The organism is Chromohalobacter sp. 11-W (assembly GCF_029889905.1).
GTDB lineage: Bacteria > Pseudomonadota > Gammaproteobacteria > Pseudomonadales > Halomonadaceae > Chromohalobacter.
The window spans coordinates 43,209-63,032 of sequence record NZ_JARANZ010000011.1; the positions used below are offsets into that span (position 1 = coordinate 43,209).

17 protein-coding genes are annotated in these 19,824 nt (G+C 61.0%); 8 read left to right on the forward strand and 9 right to left on the reverse strand.

All coding sequences use genetic code 11. The features are described 5' to 3' along the window. Entirely contained in the window at positions 1-1,119 is a 1,119-nt protein-coding gene (locus tag OP494_RS14570) for a tricarboxylate transporter (RefSeq protein ID WP_280541846.1), read from the reverse strand. Between the two features lie 65 nt (positions 1,120-1,184). Next, a complete protein-coding gene (locus OP494_RS14575; protein WP_280541848.1) occupies positions 1,185-2,318 on the reverse strand; it encodes a 4-oxalomesaconate tautomerase in 1,134 nt (377 codons plus the stop codon). 144 nt (positions 2,319-2,462) lie between these two features. On the opposite strand from OP494_RS14575, the gene OP494_RS14580 reads away from it, so the two are divergent. Further along, on the forward strand, positions 2,463-3,371 hold the full coding sequence (locus OP494_RS14580) for a LysR family transcriptional regulator (protein ID WP_280541850.1): 909 nt from the start codon (positions 2,463-2,465) through the stop codon (positions 3,369-3,371). A 141-nt stretch (positions 3,372-3,512) separates the two neighbouring features. On the opposite strand, the gene OP494_RS14585 is transcribed toward OP494_RS14580, so the two are convergent. The 3 genes from OP494_RS14585 to katG all read right to left on the reverse strand — a co-directional run bounded on the left by OP494_RS14585 (position 3,513) and on the right by katG (position 7,559). Next, complete coding sequence (locus OP494_RS14585; RefSeq protein WP_280541852.1) at positions 3,513-4,274, reverse strand: SDR family NAD(P)-dependent oxidoreductase; 762 nt, start codon at positions 4,272-4,274, stop codon at positions 3,513-3,515. A 40-nt stretch (positions 4,275-4,314) separates the two neighbouring features. Further along, positions 4,315-5,067 carry a sulfite exporter TauE/SafE family protein gene (locus OP494_RS14590; RefSeq protein ID WP_280541874.1) on the reverse strand — a complete coding sequence of 251 codons (753 nt, stop codon included), beginning with the start codon at positions 5,065-5,067 and terminating at the stop codon, positions 4,315-4,317. A 338-nt stretch (positions 5,068-5,405) separates the two neighbouring features. Continuing rightward, positions 5,406-7,559 (reverse strand): catalase/peroxidase HPI, encoded by a 2,154-nt coding sequence (gene katG / locus OP494_RS14595; protein ID WP_280541877.1) that lies wholly within the window; start codon positions 7,557-7,559, stop codon positions 5,406-5,408. Between the two features lie 316 nt (positions 7,560-7,875). Between katG and OP494_RS14600 the strand changes: the two genes are divergently transcribed. Continuing rightward, the gene (locus OP494_RS14600) at positions 7,876-9,192 is read left to right on the forward strand and encodes an aspartate aminotransferase family protein (protein WP_280541880.1); all 1,317 of its coding nucleotides are present in this window, start codon (positions 7,876-7,878) and stop codon (positions 9,190-9,192) included. A gap of 82 nt (positions 9,193-9,274) precedes the next feature. Here OP494_RS14600 and OP494_RS14605 read toward each other — a convergent pair whose 3' ends face one another. After that, positions 9,275-10,735 (reverse strand): PLP-dependent aminotransferase family protein, encoded by a 1,461-nt coding sequence (locus tag OP494_RS14605; RefSeq protein WP_280541881.1) that lies wholly within the window; start codon positions 10,733-10,735, stop codon positions 9,275-9,277. Positions 10,736-10,986: 251 nt separating this feature from the next. Between OP494_RS14605 and OP494_RS14610 the strand changes: the two genes are divergently transcribed. The 4 genes from OP494_RS14610 to OP494_RS14625 all read left to right on the forward strand — a co-directional run bounded on the left by OP494_RS14610 (position 10,987) and on the right by OP494_RS14625 (position 14,104). Further along, positions 10,987-11,910, forward strand: a complete 924-nt coding sequence (locus tag OP494_RS14610) for a transporter substrate-binding domain-containing protein (RefSeq protein ID WP_280541883.1) — start codon at positions 10,987-10,989, stop codon at positions 11,908-11,910. A gap of 81 nt (positions 11,911-11,991) precedes the next feature. Beyond that, positions 11,992-12,633 (forward strand): amino acid ABC transporter permease, encoded by a 642-nt coding sequence (locus tag OP494_RS14615; protein WP_280541884.1) that lies wholly within the window; start codon positions 11,992-11,994, stop codon positions 12,631-12,633. Positions 12,634-12,657: 24 nt separating this feature from the next. Then, complete coding sequence (locus tag OP494_RS14620; protein ID WP_280541886.1) at positions 12,658-13,323, forward strand: amino acid ABC transporter permease; 666 nt, start codon at positions 12,658-12,660, stop codon at positions 13,321-13,323. Positions 13,324-13,330: 7 nt separating this feature from the next. After that, complete coding sequence (locus tag OP494_RS14625) at positions 13,331-14,104, forward strand: amino acid ABC transporter ATP-binding protein (RefSeq protein WP_280541887.1); 774 nt, start codon at positions 13,331-13,333, stop codon at positions 14,102-14,104. 32 nt (positions 14,105-14,136) lie between these two features. Here OP494_RS14625 and OP494_RS14630 read toward each other — a convergent pair whose 3' ends face one another. Then, positions 14,137-15,552, reverse strand: a complete 1,416-nt coding sequence (locus OP494_RS14630) for an amidase (RefSeq protein WP_280541889.1) — start codon at positions 15,550-15,552, stop codon at positions 14,137-14,139. Between the two features lie 185 nt (positions 15,553-15,737). Between OP494_RS14630 and OP494_RS14635 the strand changes: the two genes are divergently transcribed. Next, positions 15,738-16,451, forward strand: coding sequence for a UTRA domain-containing protein (locus OP494_RS14635; RefSeq protein WP_280541892.1), 714 nt, complete (start codon positions 15,738-15,740; stop codon positions 16,449-16,451). A gap of 16 nt (positions 16,452-16,467) precedes the next feature. On the opposite strand, the gene OP494_RS14640 is transcribed toward OP494_RS14635, so the two are convergent. Next, positions 16,468-17,718, reverse strand: a complete 1,251-nt coding sequence (locus tag OP494_RS14640; protein ID WP_280541893.1) for a D-alanyl-D-alanine carboxypeptidase — start codon at positions 17,716-17,718, stop codon at positions 16,468-16,470. A gap of 338 nt (positions 17,719-18,056) precedes the next feature. Between OP494_RS14640 and OP494_RS14645 the strand changes: the two genes are divergently transcribed. After that, positions 18,057-18,932: a drug/metabolite transporter gene (locus OP494_RS14645; RefSeq protein ID WP_280541895.1), complete on the forward strand. Its 876-nt coding sequence runs from the start codon at positions 18,057-18,059 to the stop codon at positions 18,930-18,932. Here the strand turns inward: OP494_RS14645 and OP494_RS14650 are convergent. Beyond that, complete coding sequence (locus OP494_RS14650; RefSeq protein WP_280541896.1) at positions 18,912-19,820, reverse strand: LysR family transcriptional regulator; 909 nt, start codon at positions 19,818-19,820, stop codon at positions 18,912-18,914. The genes OP494_RS14645 and OP494_RS14650 overlap by 21 nt on opposite strands. Positions 19,821-19,824 lie beyond the last annotated feature (4 nt).

A 19,824-nucleotide genomic window follows, 5' to 3' on the forward strand; every position in this document is an offset into this window, starting at 1 on the left:
TCAGATCTTGGCGCCGTGCTCCGACTCTAGCCAGTCGGCCAGCCAGTCGCGCGTGGCATCATTAATGGACATGGCATCCTCAAGGTGGCGCTGGACGGTGTCGCCGATCACCGGTGTGTAAGGCCCCAATTGCGCGGCGGCGGCTTTCTTGAACGCCTTGGTGTCCACGAAATCTCGTGCCGCCTGACGATAGGAATCGATCAGGGCTTGCGGCGTGTCCTTCGGCACCATGATCAGCTTCTGCAAGGCATAGCCGGAGGCAAAGAATTTGCGAAATGCCTCATATTCTTTGCCTGATGGTGCCTTACCATGCCGCGCCTGGTAGACCTCGTTGAAAGTGGGCAAATCCGGGAAAGTCGGATCACGCACGATCTTTCCTTCGTCGTTGAGTACGCCAAGCGAAAAGAGCGGCACTGCCTTGCCCGCCTCCACCAGCGGCTCGACATTGCTCAGATAAGCGGAGGTCGTCTGGAAGTCGATGTCGGCTTCACCACGCTCGAACGCCAGGCGGCCCTCGCCCCGACTGCGCATGCCGAAGACGGCTTGCACGTCGGCCCCCAGCATGTCCAGCGCGATCAGGACAGGCAGCTCGACGCCAGTGGGATTCTGCGCTGCCAGTTTGACCGGTTGTTCCAGCAGGGCGTCCAGCGCCGTCTCGGCCGACTCGCCAAGGCTGGGCTGGGCATAGACCACTCCACCCGTCGGCGTGGCCAGGATGGGCGTCCAGTCGCTGTAGTCGTAACGCACGCGGGGATCGCCGAGCATGGCCGGATACTGGGTCGAGGCCGAGGTCCCCAGCCAGTCACTACCATCCGACTTGGCACGCACGGCGAACAGATTGGCGCCGTTGATCGAGCCACCACCAGGCACGTTGTCGATCATGATGGTCGGCTCTCCCGGCAGAGACTCGCTGAGCCAGGGCGAAAAGAAGCGCGCCCACACGTCTGTCCCTCCGCCGACACCAAAGGGAATGGTCCATTTGATGTTACCGGGCACCTCGACGTCCTGGGCCTGTACGGCTGTCGTCAGTCCCAGTCCAGCAATCGCGCCCCCTAGCAGTAATGCTTTCTTGAGTCGCCCGAGCGGAAGGCAAGCAGTTGCAGTCTTTTTGATTGGCATGGCGTTACTCCTGGCGTGTTGTAGTTGTCATGGTTGATGACGGTCATCCCTGCGGATGCAAGGACTTAGCTGGCTCTTGATGTCAGCATATCCTGACCGGGAGCCGAAGGAAGTGAGTAGAAAATGGTCCCGCTCATGATCTTTCTGGCGGTACGTATGAGGGAAACGCGGGCAATGTCGACGGGATCTCCGTTGCGGTGCTCGACATCCAGGTCGATTAACCCAGAAGGATGTTCCAAGCTGACCTGTGATAGCTGACCATCCGCCGCCAGCTTTCCCGTCTCCACCGCGATGCGATTGGCCACGGTGCCCGGCACACTGACGGCCGTGGCCACCGCAATGGCGCCAGTGACGGCAATGGCCTTGTGGCAGCGATGAGGCACGAAATAGCGAGTGCACAACGTACTGTCGTCGTCGAACGGTGCCGACACTAGCACCGGCTTGGGCAAGACACTCTGGCTGACATCCCCCAGCCCCATTCGCAGCCCCGCCTCGCGACGAACCGATTCCAGCCGCTCGAGCATGGCAGGATGAGCGTCCAGTTCAGCGGGAGACTCCCGGCCACTAAGGCCCAGGTCGGCCGCGTTGACCATCATGATGGGAGTGGCAGCGTCGAGGCAGGTGACCTGGAGGCCATCTACCGTGTCGATGGCGTTACCGGTCGGCAGTAGCGCCCCCGTCTTGGTGCCGATGATATCCAGGAAGCTGAGCTGGATACCGGCGGCACATCCGGGGACGCCGCTGATTGTCGTATCGCCCTCGTAAGCGACCTGGCCTCCCGGTGTCGGCACATGACACTCGATCAACCGCTGGGTGTTGAGATTGCGCACCCGAACGGTCGTCATTCCCTCCTGGAGCGCTACCAGACCCGTTTCGAGGGCGTACGGACCGACGGCCGATAGCATGTTGCCGCAGTTCGGGTTGAAGTCGACACGCCGATTGAGCACATCGACCTGCGCGAACAGGTAGTCGACATCCGCCTCGGGATGCGATGAACGCTCCACAATGGCGACCTTGCTGGTCAGCGGATCGCCGCCTCCAATGCCATCGACCTGGAGAGCATGGCCCGACCCCATCAGGTTTATCAGGATCTCGGCTTGCGCCGCCTGGTTATCGGGAAGGTCCTTCATGCGCAGGAAAGGGCCTCTGGAGGTGCCACCGCGCATGATCATGCAGGGAATGCTATTCATCATCGTCATGCCATATCGCGTCGAAAAGTAGTGATATGAGCATGTCAGGGCACTTTTCATGCCTCAAATGCAAATAGAAGCGGCGATCAATTCGAAAAGCACATTAATGTGCTATGGTCATTAATACACTTCACCCCATGCAAGAAAAACGACATGTTACATCGCCTGGAATTCCTCGATTTACAAGCCTTCATTCTGGTCGCAGAGCTGGGTTCCTTTCACGAAGCCGCACAACGCCTCCATCTCTCCCAGCCAGCGCTGTCCCGCCGCATTCAGAAGCTCGAAGAACTCCTGGAAGTCGAATTGCTGGAACGCACCACCCGGCGAACGCGGCTGACCCCCATCGGCACGGACTTCCTGCCCCGGGCGAGACGCATGATCGAGGAATACGAATCGTCGATCCTGGGCATTCGAGAGCTGGCCACGCATCAGAAGGGAACGGTCACCATTGCCTGCATCCCTACCGCGGCGTTCTATTTCCTGCCCAGTGTTATTCGTGGTTTCAGCGAAGCCTGGCCCGGCATCCGCATCCGGATACTCGACGTGAGTGCCAAGGAAGGGCTAGAGAGGGTCATCAGCGGTGAGGCCGACTTCGGTATCAACATGTTCAGCGCCCAGAGTCCGGAAGTCTCTTTCACCCCACTGCTGAAAGACCCTTTCGTCCTGGCATTGCGTTCGGACCACCCCCTTGTTGATAAGCCAAGGATCGAATGGGCGGATCTTGAACAGGTCAGGTTGATCACGGTGAGCCGGGACAGCGGTAATCGCATCCTGCTGGACAACACCCTCTCGGCGGAAGGCATTCGATTGAACAGCTTCTACGAAGTCCAGCACCTTTCCACTTCGCTGGGCCTGGTCGAGTCAGGGCTGGGAGTCGCCATATTGCCTCGAATGACCATGCCCGGCGCTGGCCATGACTCGCTGTGCGCACGTGAGCTTCCCAAGCCTCGCATTCAACGCACGATCGGCCTGGTGAGAAGCAACTCGCACAGCATTTCCAGCACAGCCCAGCTGTTTATCGACATGCTGCTCGAGCATTGGGGCAACTCCGCCTGCACCTGAGATAACTCAATAGGCAGCTTGTGGATAGGCTATCTCTGCCCAGCCAACACCGACGACTAATGCAGGGGGACGGATCATATCCCGCCCTGCCCTCGTGTCACCCGGCTCTGGTCTCACAGCCGCAGCGGGGCGCGTTTTCCCTCACTCGTCGTAATCGACGGCGAACGCGGACCAGGCTTGGCGCGTCGGCATGACTTCCAGCCGATTGAAGTTGATATGCGGGGGGAGCGTGGCGATGTAAAACATCTGCTCGGCGATGTCCTCGGCGGTGAGTGCGGTAGTGCCGTTATACAGGGCGTCGGAGGCGGCTTGATCGCCGCCGGTGCGCACGAGGGTGAATTCGGTTTCGGCGATGCCCGGGGCGAGGTCGGTCACGCGCACGCCGGTGCCGAGCAGGTCGCAGCGAAGGTTGTAGCTGAACTGTTGGACGAAGGCCTTGGAGGCACCGTAGACGTGGCTACCGGGATACGGCCATTGGCCGGCGATGGAGCCGACATTGACGATGGTAGCGCCTGCGCCGACGTCGATCAGTGTCGGCAGTAGCGCGTGAGTGATGTTGACCAACCCCGTGACGTTGGTGTCGATCATGGTGTGCCAGTCGCGCCGGTCGACTTTTTGAGCCGGCTGCGGTGCCAGCGCGAGGCCGGCATTGTTGAGCAGCGTGCGCACGCGCCTGAAGCCTTCCGGCAGCGCGGCCACGGCGGCGTCGACGGCATCGCTGTCACGCACGTCGAGCGCAATGATATGCACCGGCACCTGGTTTTGAAGCTCCTCCTTCAAGGCTTCCAGACGCTCCTGTCGGCGCCCGGTAAGCACCAGCGACCAGCCTGCGGCGGCGAAGCGATGCGCAGCAGCACAGCCGAAGCCCGAAGTGGCGCCGGTGATGAAGACACAATTCGTCATGCGGGTTTCCTCCAGGTATGAAAATGAACCGTGTTGGGAGTCAGGCAAGCGCTTCGCGGCTCAGCACCCACAGCGAGAGCGCGATCAAAAGCGGCGCGACGCTCGTCTTGAGCGAGCGCGGCGGCGCGCATTCGAAACGCCACTGACCCAAGGCATTGCCCAGCACCGCCGGCAAAATCAGCCATGCCGCCCAGTGCCAAGTGCTGGCATTTAAGGCGCCGACCAGGCCCAGGCCAAGCAAGGACGCACTGCTGCTCGAGGCGAAGAAGACGATGGCCGTGGCACGCATTACCAGCGGCGGCATGCGGCGATACAGCAGATACAGCATTAGCGGCGGCCCGCCGGCAGAGGCCAGCGTCATGCACAGCCCCGAAAGGCCACCCGCGCCGAGCGTCACGCCCCAGTGATGCGTCTTGGGCCCCGCCGGGGCAGCTTCACGCTGGCACAACAGCGCCACGGCGCCACTCAGTGCCAATAGCGCGACGACGATGCGCATCGGCGAGGCCGGCACGTTTGCCAGGAGCCAAACCCCGAGCAAGGTCATCGCCGCCATACCCAGCAGCAGATAGCGCAGGCATGGCCAGTCGGCATGCCGCAAAGCCCGACGCCACAACCCCAGGCTCGTGACGAGATCCAGCACCAGCGCTAACGGCACGGCCTGAATCGGCGCCATGAACAGCATCAGCCCCAGCGCCATCAGCATGGCGAAGCCGAAACCGCAGTAACCGCGCACCATGCCCGCCAGCAGCGCTAGGCTCATCGCAGCGGCAAGTATGGGAAACGTGGGTGGCACGACGACTCCTGAGTCCGTGGATAGGCGAACGTTGCGGAGACCTTAGCCAGCCCGCCCAAGGCACGGTAGAGCCAGTTCCGGCACATTGATGAGACATACCACTGTCACGAGGTCAGCTTTGCTTTGAGCGCCGTAAATCTCGGACGGCATGACGCCGAACCTTGTGCATGTACGTCGCTACCCGCAAACACAGGCGTGCTGAAAGGTACACCTCAGGAAGGCATGCATCGGATCGGGTACATCAAGCGGAGGGCTAACGGTATCGCGACACGAACACTTCGTTTTGAAGCGTCCGTGTCGCGATACCGGCGTGCAATGCACGCTATAGGAAGGAGGTGTTACGCGATATCGAAGCGATCGGCGTTCATCACTTTCGTCCAGGCAGCGACGAAGTCTTTGACGAACTTCTCGTCATTATCGTCCTGGGCATAGACCTCCGCGTAAGAACGCAGCAGCGAGTTGGAACCAAAGACCAAGTCAACGCGTGACGCTGTCCATTTGACGGTGTCTGTTTCCCGGTCGCGAATCGTGTAAAGGCCGTTACCCGCTGGCTTCCAGGCGTTGCCCATATCGGTCAGGTTGACGAAGAAGTCATGGGTCAACTGGCCTTCACGGTCGGTGAAGACACCGTGCTGGGTACCGCCATGGTTGGTGCCCAGTACCCGCATACCGCCGAGTAGCACGGTCATTTCCGGCCCGGTCAATCCCATCAGTTGGGCACGGTCGAGCAGCATTACTTCCGGCTTGACCACGTAATCTTTCTTCTGCCAGTTGCGGAAGCCATCGGCCAGCGGCTCCAGCGGCTCAAAGGATTCGCCGTCGGTCATTTCGGCAGAGGCATCGCCACGGCCTTTCAAGAACGGTACGCGCACATCATAGCCCGCCGCCTTCGCCGCTTTTTCGATACCCACGCTACCCGCCAACACGATCACATCGGCAATGCTGGCACCGGTTTCGGCGGAGATCCGCTCATACACGTCGAGGACCTTGGCGAGACGCTCAGGCTCGTTTCCTTGCCACTCTTTCTGAGGCGCCAGGCGAATGCGAGCACCGTTAGCACCGCCGCGCATGTCGGAACCGCGATACGTGCGAGCGCTGTCCCATGCCGTACTGACCATCTCGCTAATGCTCAGGCCGCTTTCCGCGATTTTCTGCTTAACGACTTCTTCACTGTAGTCGGTGTTACCAGCCGGGATCGGATCCTGCCAGATCAAGTCTTCAGAGGGCACTTCCGGGCCTATATAGCGCGACTTCGGGCCCAGGTCACGGTGGGTCAGTTTGAACCATGCCTTGGCGAAGGTTTGCTTGAAGTATTCCGGGTCGGTCATGAACTTTTCGCAGAGCGCCCGGTACGTCGGGTCCATCTTCATCGCCATATCCGCATCGGTCATGATGGGGTTGTGGCGAATAGAGGGGTCGCTGGCATCGACCGGCTTGTCTTCTTCCTTGATGTTCACCGGCTCCCACTGGTTAGCGCCGGCGGGGCTCTTCCTAAGTTCCCACTCGTAGCCGAAGAGCAGATCGAAGTAGCCCATGTCGAACTGAGTGGGATTCGTGGTCCAGGCGCCTTCGATGCCCGATGTGATGGCGTTACTCGCCTTGCCGCCCATGCTGGAGTTGCCCCAGCCAAAGCCCTGATTCTCAACATCGGACGCTTCGGGTTCGGCATCTAGCGCAGACGCATCACCATTACCGTGACATTTACCCACGGTATGACCACCGGCCGTCAGTGCGGCGGTTTCTTCGTCGTTCATCGCCATGCGGGCGAAGGTTTCACGTACCTGCTGAGCGGTTTTCAGCGGATCGGGCTGCCCGTTAACGCCTTCGGGGTTAACGTAGATAAGCCCCATCTGGACGGCTGCCAGCGGGTTTTCCATGGTCTCGGGGCTATCGACATCTTCATAACGCTCGTCGGAAGGCGCCAACCACTCTTTCTCATCACCCCAGTAAATGTCTTTTTCCGGCTCCCAGATATCTTTGCGGCCGAAAGAAAACCCGTAGGACGGTAGCCCCATGGATTCGTAGGCGACGGTACCGGCCAGAATCATCAGGTCAGCCCAGCTGATCTTGTTGCCGTATTTTTTCTTGATCGGCCACAGCAGACGACGCGCCTTATCGAGGCTGGCGTTGTCCGGCCAGGAGTTGAGCGGGGCGAAACGCTGGCTACCGGTACCGCCGCCACCACGGCCATCGGCAAGACGGTAGGTACCCGCAGAGTGCCATGCCATGCGGATCATCAGGCCACCGTAGTGGCCCCAGTCGGCCGGCCACCAGGCTTGGCTGTCGGTCATCAGCGCGTGAACGTCTTGCTTGAGCGCGTCAAAATCGAGCTTTCTGACTTCCTCACGGTAATCGAAGTCAGGATCCATCGGGTTAGTCTTGCGATCATGCTGGTGCAAGATATCCAGGTTAATACCTTCCGGCCACCAGTCTTTATTGGAGGTGCCAGTGGAAGTATGACCACCGTGCATTACTGGACATTTTCCGCTCATATTTCTTTCCCCTTCTTGCTCTTGGCCTTGGCGATACCCAAGGAACTTATGGCCGGCACCTTAGTTATCTTGCTCACCTTTGCGTAACGACCATGCGTTATTGACGTAGCCTTTTTAAAGCATCCTTTTAATAGTCAAAATTTGTATTTTGCTACTCATGCAATAGAAATAAATCATCACACGATAGACGGAGCGTAATGGGCATACCACTGTCACGAGGTCGGCGTGTTTCTGGCTCTATCTAGGCGCGGGGAACGCTGCCTAAGCTTGTGCGATAACCGACACCGTTCCTCGCCGACTGCATAGGACCTTGCTCATGACCACGACCAACGACCTCGTTCGCCAGCTCGACCGCCAGTACGTCTTTCACTCCTGGTCCCAGCAAGGGCAGCTCGATCCGCTGGTGATCGCCGGCGGCGCGGGCTGTCGTCTCTGGGATTACGCGGGCAAGGAATATCTGGATTTCAGCAGCCAGTTGGTGAATACCAACATTGGCCATCAGCACCCCAAGGTCATCGCCGCGATCAAGGAGCAGGCCGAGACACTCACCACAGTAGCGCCGGCGCACGCCAATCTGGCGCGGGGCGAGGCCGCCAAGCGCATTGTGGAGCGCGCGCCGCAAGGCTTTTCCAAGGTGTTTTTCACCAACGCGGGAGCAGACGCCAACGAGAACGCCATCCGCATGGCGCGCAGTTACACCGGACGCGACAAGATCCTCTCGGCGTATCGCTCCTATCACGGCAATACCGGCTCGGCCATCGTCGCCACGGGCGACCCGCGTCGCGTGCCCAACGAGTTCGCGCGCGGCCATGCGCACTTTTTCAATCCCTACCTGTATCGCAGCGACTTCTGGGCCCGCGACGAGCAGGAAGAATGCCAGCGCGCCTTGCAGCATCTGCGCCGAGTCATCGAATGCGAGGGCCCCGGCGCCATCGCTGCCATTCTGCTCGAGCCGATCCCCGGCACGGCGGGCGTGCTGACGCCCCCGGCGGATTACTTGAAGGGTGTGCGAGCGCTGGCCGATGAATTCGGCATCCTGCTGATCTTCGATGAGGTGATGGCCGGATTCGGGCGCACCGGACGCTGGTTCGCCTTCGAGCATTACGGGGTCTCGCCGGATTTGATCGCGTTCGCTAAGGGGGTCAATTCCGGGTACGTGCCGGCCGGCGGCGTGGTGATTTCGGAGGCCATCAGCCGGCATTTCGACGAACACATGTTCTTCGGCGGGCTCACCTACTCCGGACATCCGCTGGCGATGGCATCCATCGTCGCGACGCTGGACGCCATGCATGAGGAAGGTGTGGTGGAGAACGCCGCCAGCATCGGCCAAGGTACGCTCGGCCAGGGCCTCGAACGCTTGGCGCGCGAGCATGCCATCGTCGGCGAGACACGCGGGCTGGGAGTCTTTCATGCTCTGGAACTGGTCAGCGACCGCGAGCGTCGCACGCCGCTATCCGCGAGTGCGATGGGCGAGATCAAGCACGCCCTGCTTGCCGAAGGCATGCTGCCGTTCGTGGCCGAGAACCGCATTCATGTGGTGCCACCGTGCATCATCAGCGAGGCGGAAACCCGACAGGGGCTGGCGATTCTGGATAAGGTCCTGGGCGAGATGTCGGCCAAGCACGCCGCTTGACCGTCGGGCTCACGGCATCGCTATCGCAAACGCGAAATCGCATGCGCCGGGCCTTATGCCCGGCGTCGACGTGGGTACGCCGCTACCCTAGCGTTCTCGCCAGGCGTTCGATCCCCGGTTCGATGCGCTCGGCGTCGATGGCACCGAACCCCAGGCGCATGAAGTTGCGCGGCGGCACGCGCTCGAAGAAGTGCTGAAACCCCGGCTCGATGAGCACGCCGTTTTGCGCGGCCTGCCAGGCCAGACGCTGGGTATCCACGTCTTGCGGGGCTTCCAACCAGAACACGCTGGCATGGTCGCCGCCGACCCGCCGGCAGCTGGGAATATGCATCGTGATGGCCTCGTTCATCGTTTCCCAGCGCTGGCGCATCTCGTCGGCGAACTGACGCAAATAGCGGTCGTAATGGCCCTGGGCGAGGAACTGCGCCATCTGCTGTTGCAGCGCCGAGGGCGGATGACGATACATCAACCGCCGTAGTGCGCGCAGTTCGTCGACCAGTTCGGCGTCCGCAACCAGGTAGCCCAGCCGCAGCCCCGGCGAGAGAGGCTTGGAAAGACTACTCATGTAGATCACGCGCCCGCCAGCACGGCTGGCTTTCAGGGCCGGTTGCGCGTGACGGTCGAAGTTCACTTCCGCGTCGTAGTCGTCCTCGAGCACGATCTGGTCGAAACGCTGAATCTGTTGAATCAACTGCTCGCGACGCGCGCGACTCATGGTAACGCCGGTCGGCCCCTGATGGCTGGGCGTCACGTAGAGATAGTCACAGCGTGGCGTCTCGGCATCGAGCTGCATGCCTTCGCCGTCCACGTGCTGGTAGTGAAGTTGGGCACCCTGGCGCAGGAAGACATTGACTGCCTCGCGATATCCGGGATTTTCGACCGCGACACGCGTTTGCCGAGCGAACAGCAACTGCGCGATCAAGAACAACGCGTTTTGTGAGCCCAATGTCACCAGGATCTCATCGCTCTGCGCATGAATGCCACGCTTGGGCAGCACCCGTGTACGCAACTGTTCGACCAGCATCGGGTCATCCTGATCGTAGCGGTCGCTGAGCCAGTGACGCTCGCGGTTCCCGCCCAGCAGGCGTCGCGAGGTTTCACGCCATTGTTCGAGGGGAAACAGCCGCGTATCCAGTTGCCCATAGACGAAGGGAAACTCGTAATGCATCCAGTTGCTGGGACGCAGTACGCCCTGCAAGTGACTGGGGCGATGCGTGAAGCGCTTGCTCCAGGATGGTGCATCCACCGTCGCCTGGCGCGCCGCTTGGACCAGCGCCAGGGTATCGCTGTCATGATAAGCGTCGTGCAGGTAGTAACCGCTACGCGGCCGGCTGACCAGGTAGCCGTCCTCGACCAGGCCTTCGTACACCAATGCCACGGTATTGCGCGAGATCCCCAATTGCAGGGACAAACGGCGGCATGACGGCAACGCCTCGTCCGCCGGGATGGTGCCGGTGTGGATAGCGTCGAGCAGCGACTCGCGTAGCTGTTCCTGCAACCCGCGCTGGGTATCGAAATCGAGATGGAAATAATGGTCGAGCATCGTTCTCTCCCGATGAGGCATCACACCGGAATAGATGCAAGGAGCGCGCCATGACACTGCACTGCCTGGAGGGACACATGATTAGGCATCGAAACATCTGGCCAATCGGCGCCACCCAACTGGCTCTATAGCGACCAACGTCGAATTCTTTAGGGTGGACTCACCACGTTCGAGATTGCCCCCGCATGGCGAGCCGTCTTCGGTCTCAGCCAACGATCTCAACAACAACAGCAACAGCGAAGGTGATTATGATGCTTCCCACGACTCGCAACGCAGGTCGCACTAAAGGTCCCATTCCCAACCACCGCGTCCCCAAGGCCCGTTTCTCCAAGACGCTTGCCGCTACCTTGGCCGGCACCTTGATGTCGTTATCGCTACCCGCTCTGGCGGCGGACCTGTCGGAAATCCAGGAGCGCGGCTACATGGAAGTGGCCACCGAGGATAATTACGCACCCTTCAACTTCATCGAAGGCGACAACGCCAAGGGCTTCAACGCCGATATGCTCGAAGAGCTGCGCGATTACGCTGATTTCGAGATTCGTCAGGAAATCCTACCGTGGACTGGCCTGTTGGCAGCGGTCTCCAACGATCAGTACGACATGGCCTTGACCGGCGCCTCGGTCTCCGATGAACGCTTGCGCGTTTTCAACTACACCCCGCCCTACGCCTCCGCCCAGCATTTCGCCATCAAGCGCGCCGACGATGACAGCATCAGCGATGTCGATGATCTCAGCGACAAGCAAGTCGGCGTCCAGGCCGGAAGCGTACTGCTCTCGCGCCTACCGGAGCTGGAGGCGATGCTCGAGGATGACGGCGGCACACTCGGCGAGGTCGTGCAGTACGAATCTTATCCCGAAGCCTTTGCTGACCTGGCCAATGGGCGTCTGGATTACGTCATCGATTCAGCGGTGCCGGTGAATACGCTGGTAGCCTCCAAGCCAGACGTCTTCGCCAAGGGTCCGGCGGTCTCCGGAGCGGGCTATGTGTCTTGGCCGATCCCCAAGGATAGCCCTGAACTGCTGGAGTACATGACCGGCTTCCTGGAACACCTCAAGGAAAATGGCCGCCTCGCCGAGCTGCAGAAAAAATGGTTCGGGGAAAGCTTCCCGGATCTTCCCGAGAAGCCGCTGACCAGCGTCGAGCAATTCCACGAACTGGCCGGCCTCGACGACTGAGCGCTCGTCGCGCCCCTGTGTACTGCGACGCCGTGGTCCGACCACGGCGTCGCCCTTATTCCTTAGCTCGGGGACTCTGCCATGAATGCCAGCGCCTGGCACATGTTGCTGGAAGGGGCCTTGACCACCGTCTGGATCTCCGCTGTATCGATTGCTATCGGCGTCGTGGCGGGCTTGGTCATTGCTTTGATTCGCCTTGCGCGAATTCCCATCGTCGATCAACTGCTAGTGCTCTACATAAGCGTAGCCCGCGCTACGCCATTGGTGACCCTGGCACTGTTCATCTTTCTCAGCGCTCCTGACCTGGGGCTCGATCTCAACCGCAGCGTCGCCGGCATCCTGGCGCTGACGCTCAATACCACCGCTTTCAATGCCGAGATCTGGCGCAGTGCATTTCGCAATTTTTCTCGCGAGCAAAGCGAAGCGGCCATGGCGACGGGCATGACCCCATGGATCACCTTTCGCCGCATCATGCTGCCACAGATGGTGATTACCAGCTTGCCAGGGCTGGTCAACGAGATGTCCTTTCTGATCAAGGGCAGCCCAGCCATCGCGGTGATCGGAATCGTCGATCTGACCCGCGTGACCAACCGTATTTCGGCCGTGACCTATGAGCCACTGCCGCCCATTCTCGTCGCCGGCGCGCTCTACATGGCAATAATCGGTTGCCTGGTATGGCTACAGCGTCTCGCCGAACGCCGTGCCAACCGACTGGCAATGTAAGAATAGAACGGTGAGGAGACGACCATGAGCAACTGGGACATCCTGTGGGATGAGCGCGCGCAGTTCTGGAGCGGTTTTCTGAGCACCCTGGAAATATTTGGCCTGTCGATCGTGGGTGCCTTTGTGATCGGCTGCGGTCTACTTTATTTACTCGAAGGCAGCCGCAAGCGGCTGACTATACCTCTGCGCATTTTCATCGATAGCATGCGCATGCTGCCATTTTTGATCCTGGCTTATCTGCTGTATTACGGCTTACCAAGCGTCGGTATTCGCCTCGATGCCTGGTGGTCGGGGGTCGGAGCGCTGGCGGTGTATCACGGCGCCTATTTCGCCGAAATCTTCCGGGGCAACCGCTTAACCTTTCCACCGGGGCAGATCGAAGCCGCCAAGGCGCACGGCTTCACCAAGGGCAAAATGTTCTTTCGCCTGCTGCTGCCGCAGATCATCATGCAAACCCGCCCGTTGCTGGGCAACCAGCTGATCTATGCGCTCAAGGACACGGCCTTTCTCGTCATCATTACCGTGAGTGAGCTGACCGCCGCCGCCAACAGCTTATCGAGCACCTATTTCATTCCCACCGAGGCGTTCATCGTCGTGATCGGTTTCTACTGGGCGATCAGCGTGACGATGGAGATCATCATCAAACAATGTGGGCGTTTCAGCGCCAAACGGGGGTTCGACAATGTCTGAAGCAAACATGTCTGAGAGGGCGGCGGTTTCGATCCGCCATCTTTCGAAAAGCTTCGATGACGTCGAGGTGTTGCGCGATGTCGAACTGGAGGTAAAGACCGGCGAGGTGGTCACGATCATCGGCTCGTCCGGCTCAGGCAAGTCGACGTTATTGCGTTGTATCAATTGGCTGGAGAAACCCGACCGGGGCAGCATTCATATTGCCGGGCAACGCATCGGGGTCCATGAGGACGGCCGCCCCATGCCAGTGCGTGAGCTGGCCAAGGTCCGCGCGCAAACCGGTATGGTATTTCAAGGCTTCAACCTGTGGCCGCATCTCAACGTACTGCACAACGTCACCGAGGCACCCATCCATGTGCAGGGCAAGTCCAAGCGTGAAGCCGAGGAGCTCGCTACGGCGCTGCTCGAGAAGGTGGGCATGTCGCACAAGCACGATAGCTATCCCAACACGCTCTCGGGCGGCCAGAAACAACGTGTGGCCATCGCCCGGGCGCTGGCCATGCAGCCGGAGGTGATGCTCTTCGACGAGCCCACCTCGGCGCTCGACCCAGAATTAGTGGGCGAAGTACTGGCGGTGATCAAGGACCTCTCCGCCGAGGGATACACCATGGTCATGGTGACGCATGAGATGGCCTTCGCTCGCGCGGTGTCCGATCAGGTCGTCTTCCTGGAAAAAGGCCTAATCATCGAACGTGCCGATCCGGAGACCTTCTTCACAACCCCCAAGACCGATCGTGTGCGCAAGTTCCTCGAAAATCACGACACACCCTCGCCCGCCTGAACGGACGAGGACAATGGCCTACCGAGCCCCGGTCAGCCTGTCTGGGCGGGGTCAGGCACGGTTGGGAAGCGCGGTGGATACGCTTGCATGAAGGCGTTGCAGGCGCGCAGTACGCGGATATCGTCGAACTTGCCCCCCGCAAGCTGGAAACCCACCGGCATGCCCGTATCGGTGAGACCGCACGGCACGGAGGCGGCGGGCTGCTGGCTGAGGTTGAAGGGATACGAGAACGGCGCCCATTCTTCCCAATCCTGCATGCCGCTGCCCGGCGGGACTTCGTGATTGGCCTCGAACGGTGACACCGACACCGACGGCGTCATCAGCAGGTGATATTTCTGGTTGAAATGCTCGAGGCGTTGCGTCAGCCGCGCACGGGATTCCAGAGCGCGGAAGAAGTCCAGCGCGCTCCAGCGTTCAGCGATGCGCGCATTGGTCACAAGTCCTGGGTCGAGCAGGGTGCGCTCATGCTCGGTGGACCGCGACCAGACCTCCAGCGAGGCGGTGAACCAGATCTTCTGGAAGATCTCGATCGGCGACTCGAAACCGGGGTGAACCTCTTCGACCTCGGCTCCTAACGCCTGAAGCTTCTCGGCCGCCTCGCGCACGCGGGCGGCGATCTGCGGATCGACCTGGGCATAACCGAGATCCGGCGAGTAGGCGATGCGCAGGCCGCGCAGATCGCAGTCCATGTCCACGCCCCAGTCGTCGGGCTGGCCGCGCGTGGCGTAGGGGTCGTGATAATCGTAACGCCCGATCACATTGAGCATACGCGCGGCGTCGGGCACGTTGCGCGTCAACGGGCCGATATGCGAGAGCGTGGGCTCGGTGGCGGGTGGCCATTGCGGCGTCCAGCCGAAGGTCGGCTTGAAGCCGAACACGCCGGTAAACGCGGCGGGAATGCGGATCGAGCCACCCGAATCCCCGCCCTGGTGCAACACGCCCATGTTGAGCGCGGCGGCCGCGGCCGCGCCGCCCGACGAACCGCCCGGCGTGAGGCGTGTATCCCAGGGATTGTAGGTGGCCCCAAACACGCGATTATCGGTGACGGCCTTCCAGCCGAACTCCGGCGTGTTGGTCTTGCCCAGAAAGATCGCGCCCGCTTCACGCAGCATGCGCGCCGGCGGCGCGTCGCTTTCGCAGGGCGCATCCGACGTGGTCAATGAGCCGTCGCGGGCCGGCATGCCGGCCACTTCGGTCAAGTCCTTCATCGACACCGGCACGCCGTCGATAGGACTCAAGGGGTTGCCCTGCCCCCAGCGACGCGCCGAGGCCTTGGCGGCCTGCTCGGCACCTTCGTGGTCGACGTACACATAAGCGTTGACCGCGTCGTTGAAGCGCTCGATACGCGCAAGCGCAGCACGCGTGGCTTCCAGCGGCGAGGCCTCGCCGGACCGAAACAGTGCCGTCAGTTGCCCAGCGTCCATCATGCCCAGATCGGTTTCTTGCATAACACCCTCACATCCTTGTTTGGTGAATGACGTTCATTGGTTTGCCTCCCTAGGCTAGACGCGACACTTCTGCAGGGCAACGCGACGCGGCATGTCGATGTTGCTTCCACGCCATCAAGCACCATGGGCACGCTTCGTGCCAACGCTTATCATCGGCCTATGTTTGCGCCGGCCAGGGAACATAAATGCCCGAAAATCCATTCTATCTACAGCTGCGCGACCGCCTGGTGACGTTGATCGAGACGGGCGAATTGCCGCCCGCGAGCCGCTTGCCCGGCGAGCGCCGCCTGGCCGAGCGCTTCGCGACGACACGTGTCACGCTGCGCCAGGCGCTGACCCAGTTGGAAAGCGAGGGGCGACTCCATCGCCGCAACCGGCGCGGCTGGTTCGTCTCGCCCAGACGCGTGGAATATTCGCCGAATCACGATCAAAGTTTTTCCCAGTACGTGAGTGCGCAAGGGCGGCATCCGCATACCGAGGTACTGGATGTGCGGCGCCAACCGGCCCCTGAAGGGGCGGCACAAGCACTCGGCATTATCTGCGGGCAAGCCGTTTTGCATGTGAAACGGCGTCGCTACATCGATGGCCGGGCGGTATTGTTGGAGCGTATCTGGTTGCGCGACGATCTTTTGCCAGGTCTCGCCGAGGGCGATTTCTCGACGTCGCTGTGGCAGCGCCTATGGGAAGAGTACGGCTTGGTGTTGGCGCGCAAATCGCTGCGGCTCTATCCCACTGCGCTGACCGGCGACGAAGCCAAAACGCTCGGCGTGCACAGCGGCTCTGCGGGGCTTTGCGTGTCGCGCGTCACGCATGACCGTGAGGGTCGCGCCCTCGAGTATGATGAGGATTACTGGCTACACGATGCCATCTGCCTGAGCGTGGAGGTGGCGATACCGTGAGACGCGCCGGGACGCCTTATTGTCCGGCGCCCATGGCGACCACGACGCAGTCCACTCCTTCGCGTGCCAGCTGCCGGCACCCACGGCGCGCCTGGGTTTCCTCGAGATCCACCAACTGTGCCCGGAAGATGCCCCCATCGCCTTGCACCGATGATACCGCCACGCGCCCATCGAGATCGGCCGGCAGGAATTCGGCGGCCTGGTCGGCCTGCCGACGCGCCCGGGTACGGTCGCTGAACGCGCCCACCTGCACGGCCCAGGCGCCGGCATTATCGGCCGCTGTCCTGGCATCACCGTGCTCGTATGCCGCCTGGGCGATCAAGTCACGAATAGGGTCATCGGCAGGCGTGGGCGCAGGATCACTCGTTGGGGTGGCCTGCAAGCGGTCCCCGTAAATGTCTGCCTTCGCGACCCAGTCACCCTCTGCGACCGATTCGGCGCGGGCGAAGCCACGATCGAGCAGTTCACTCATGTGGGCATCGCGCGACTGGGCGGTAAAACCGCCCATGACCACGGACAGCAGGCGACGCCCGTCATGGACTGCGGAGGTCGCCACATTGAAGCCCGAGGCACGAATGTACCCCGTCTTGAGGCCATCGGTGCCGGCATAGTTGTCGAGCAGTCGGTTGTGTCCTGTGTAACGCCTCCCGTGCCATGTGAACTCGGTCTTGGCAAACACCGGGTAATAACTCGGGAAGTCCTGCATCAAGCGCAGCGCGAGAATCGCCATGTCACGCGCGGTGGTGACTTGGCGGTCATCGGGCAGCCCCGAGGCATTGCGAAACGTCGTGTGCGCCATGCCCAAAGCACGCGCCTTGTCGGTCATCTGTCCAGCAAAGGTGGACTCACTACCGGCCAGCCCTTCGGCCACCACCGCCGCCACATCGTTGGCGGATTTGACCACCAGAATGTTGATCGCGTCTTCCACCTTCACCGTCTCGCCAGGCTTCACACCCATCTTGGACGGCGGTTTTGCGGCGGCATGCTGCGATACCGGCAGGCGCGAATCCATGCTCAGCGTGTCGTCCTCGAGCGCCTCGAACAGCAAATAAAGCGTCATCATTTTGGTCAACGACGCCGGATAGCGCGTCGCATCGGCGTTAGCGGCATGCAGGACGGCGCCGCTCTGGGTATCGATGACGATGGAGGCATAACGCGGGTTGGGCGCCGCCTGGGCTGCAGGGAGCATGCACAACGCCATCACGAAGGCGATTAAAATGAGCAGCGCGGAGACCGCACGCGATCGATGAGGAAACGGGGACGTCATTTGTTATGTCCTTGAAGGAGGAACCCCTCGCGGGTCCACTCGTAACATTTGCCGCGACATTTGTTATGGCGACGCCACAAAGCGCAATAACATAGGGATTATGAGCGAGAGAAGCGCTCTGTACAGCCCCTATCGGCATTTTGGGCACCATTCGTGACATTTCGCAAACATTCGTCACGCAATGATGGCTCCCATGGCGACGCAAGCGCTCGGTTGCGGTCACGCGAGGCGTAGTGGAAGATGTTACTATTCATCTGGTATATACCAGAAAGAAGTCATCGCACTTAACGCCCCTTGAACCTGCCCGGAGGCCCACGCTGAGCGCACTTGCCATCGCTTTGATCGTCGTTTCCGCAGTGCTCCATGCCGGCTGGAACCTGCTCGGCAAGCGCGGTGAACCATCGCTGGCGTTTTTCGCCCGTGCCATGGCAGCCGGCAGCATGCTGTATACGCCGCTCCTGTTCTGGGGGCCTTCTCCGTTGCGGCTGCCCGAGGTCTTCTGGGGCTGGCTCATCGCCACGGGAGCGTGCCAGGCGCTCTACATGGGCGGGCTCGCCTGGGCTTATGCACGCGGTGAGGTGAGTCTGCTCTATCCACTGGCACGCGCCCTGCCGGTTCTGCTCGTGCCCGCCGTCGCACTCCCATGGCTTGCCACAAGCGCGCTTAATGGCGGGGACATCCTCGGCATGGCATTGATCGCCGCCAGCGCGCTGGTCATGCCCCTGCCCCACTGGCGCGCCTTTCGCCTGTCGCGTTATCTAACCCCTGCGCTGGGCTTCATATTGCTCGCTGCCGTCGGCACCACCGGCTACTCAGTGATCGACAAGCACGCCCTGAGCTTGATGACCGCGCACGGCTACACCCCGCTACAAGCCGGACTGCACTACATGGTGCTGCAAGCCATGACCACCTGGTTGTGGATGTGGCCACTCGTACGCGCATTGCCCAACGAGCGTCACGCAGCACGACGGCTGCACCGCTCCCCCGCCGCGCGTCGTGCCTGGCTGACGGGTGCCATGATCCTCGGTACCTATGGGCTGGTGCTGATTGCTATGTCCACCAGTGCCGACGTCAGCCACGTCGTCGCCTTGCGCCAGCTCTCGATTCCTCTCGGCGTACTCGCCGCCGGTTACTGGTTCCGGGAACGCCTCACCTCGTTACGACTCGGCGCCATCGCAGTCATGCTCGCGGGGCTAGCGCTCGTCGCGTGGTGAAGTAGGCTTGGAAGTTGGGGCTTCACCTTTCAAGCATGCTTGTCGTGTGCCCAGCACTTCCGACAAGTAATTGAAAAAAGCCATCACTCTGGCGGTACGCCGCAAATCGGGGTGCGTCAACAGCCACAAAGGCGTCTCCAATGAGGCCAGCGACTCCCCGACTTTCATGAGGCTATCGTCTCCATCGGCGAGATAACACGGCAGGACACCACGCCCCATGCCACTGCGCACTCCTGCCAACATTCCCAACATGCTATCGACACGATAACGGCATTCATCCTCTACCCCTTCATGAGCCATCCACCGCTCCAGGGCGGGATACCCCAAGTGTGAATCAGGCCCTACCCAAGCGCTTGTCTCAAGGTGGTGCCGATGAACATAGACGGCCTGAGCGATTTGTCCCACTTGGCGACCCACTAGTGTTTCCGGCGGTGATTTCGTCGGCCGAATCGCAATATCCGCATCCCGGTGCGATAAATCATATTCACGATTAGAGACTTCCACTTCTAATACAATGTGAGGGTATTCATGCTGGAAACCTGCGAGGACATCACTCAGCAATCCCATGAGCAAGGTGTCCGTCGTGGTGACACGCAACGTCCCGGACAACTTGGCATCCCGTCCCACGAGACGCCTTTCAACGGCGTCGATATCTGACGCGACACGCGCCGCAGTCGTCGCTAGATCGTCACCCGCCAGCGTCGGCACATAGCCCGTGCGGTGACGCTCGAATAAGCGTACCCCCAGTTGCGACTCAAGCGCGCCTAAGCGGCGAAATACCGTCGCATGACTGACGCCCAGTTCTCGCCCAGCTCCGGCTAGAGACCCCTGCCGCACGATTGCCAGTACGATCCGTAGATCATCCCAAGCCAGACTCTGTGCATTCATGCAA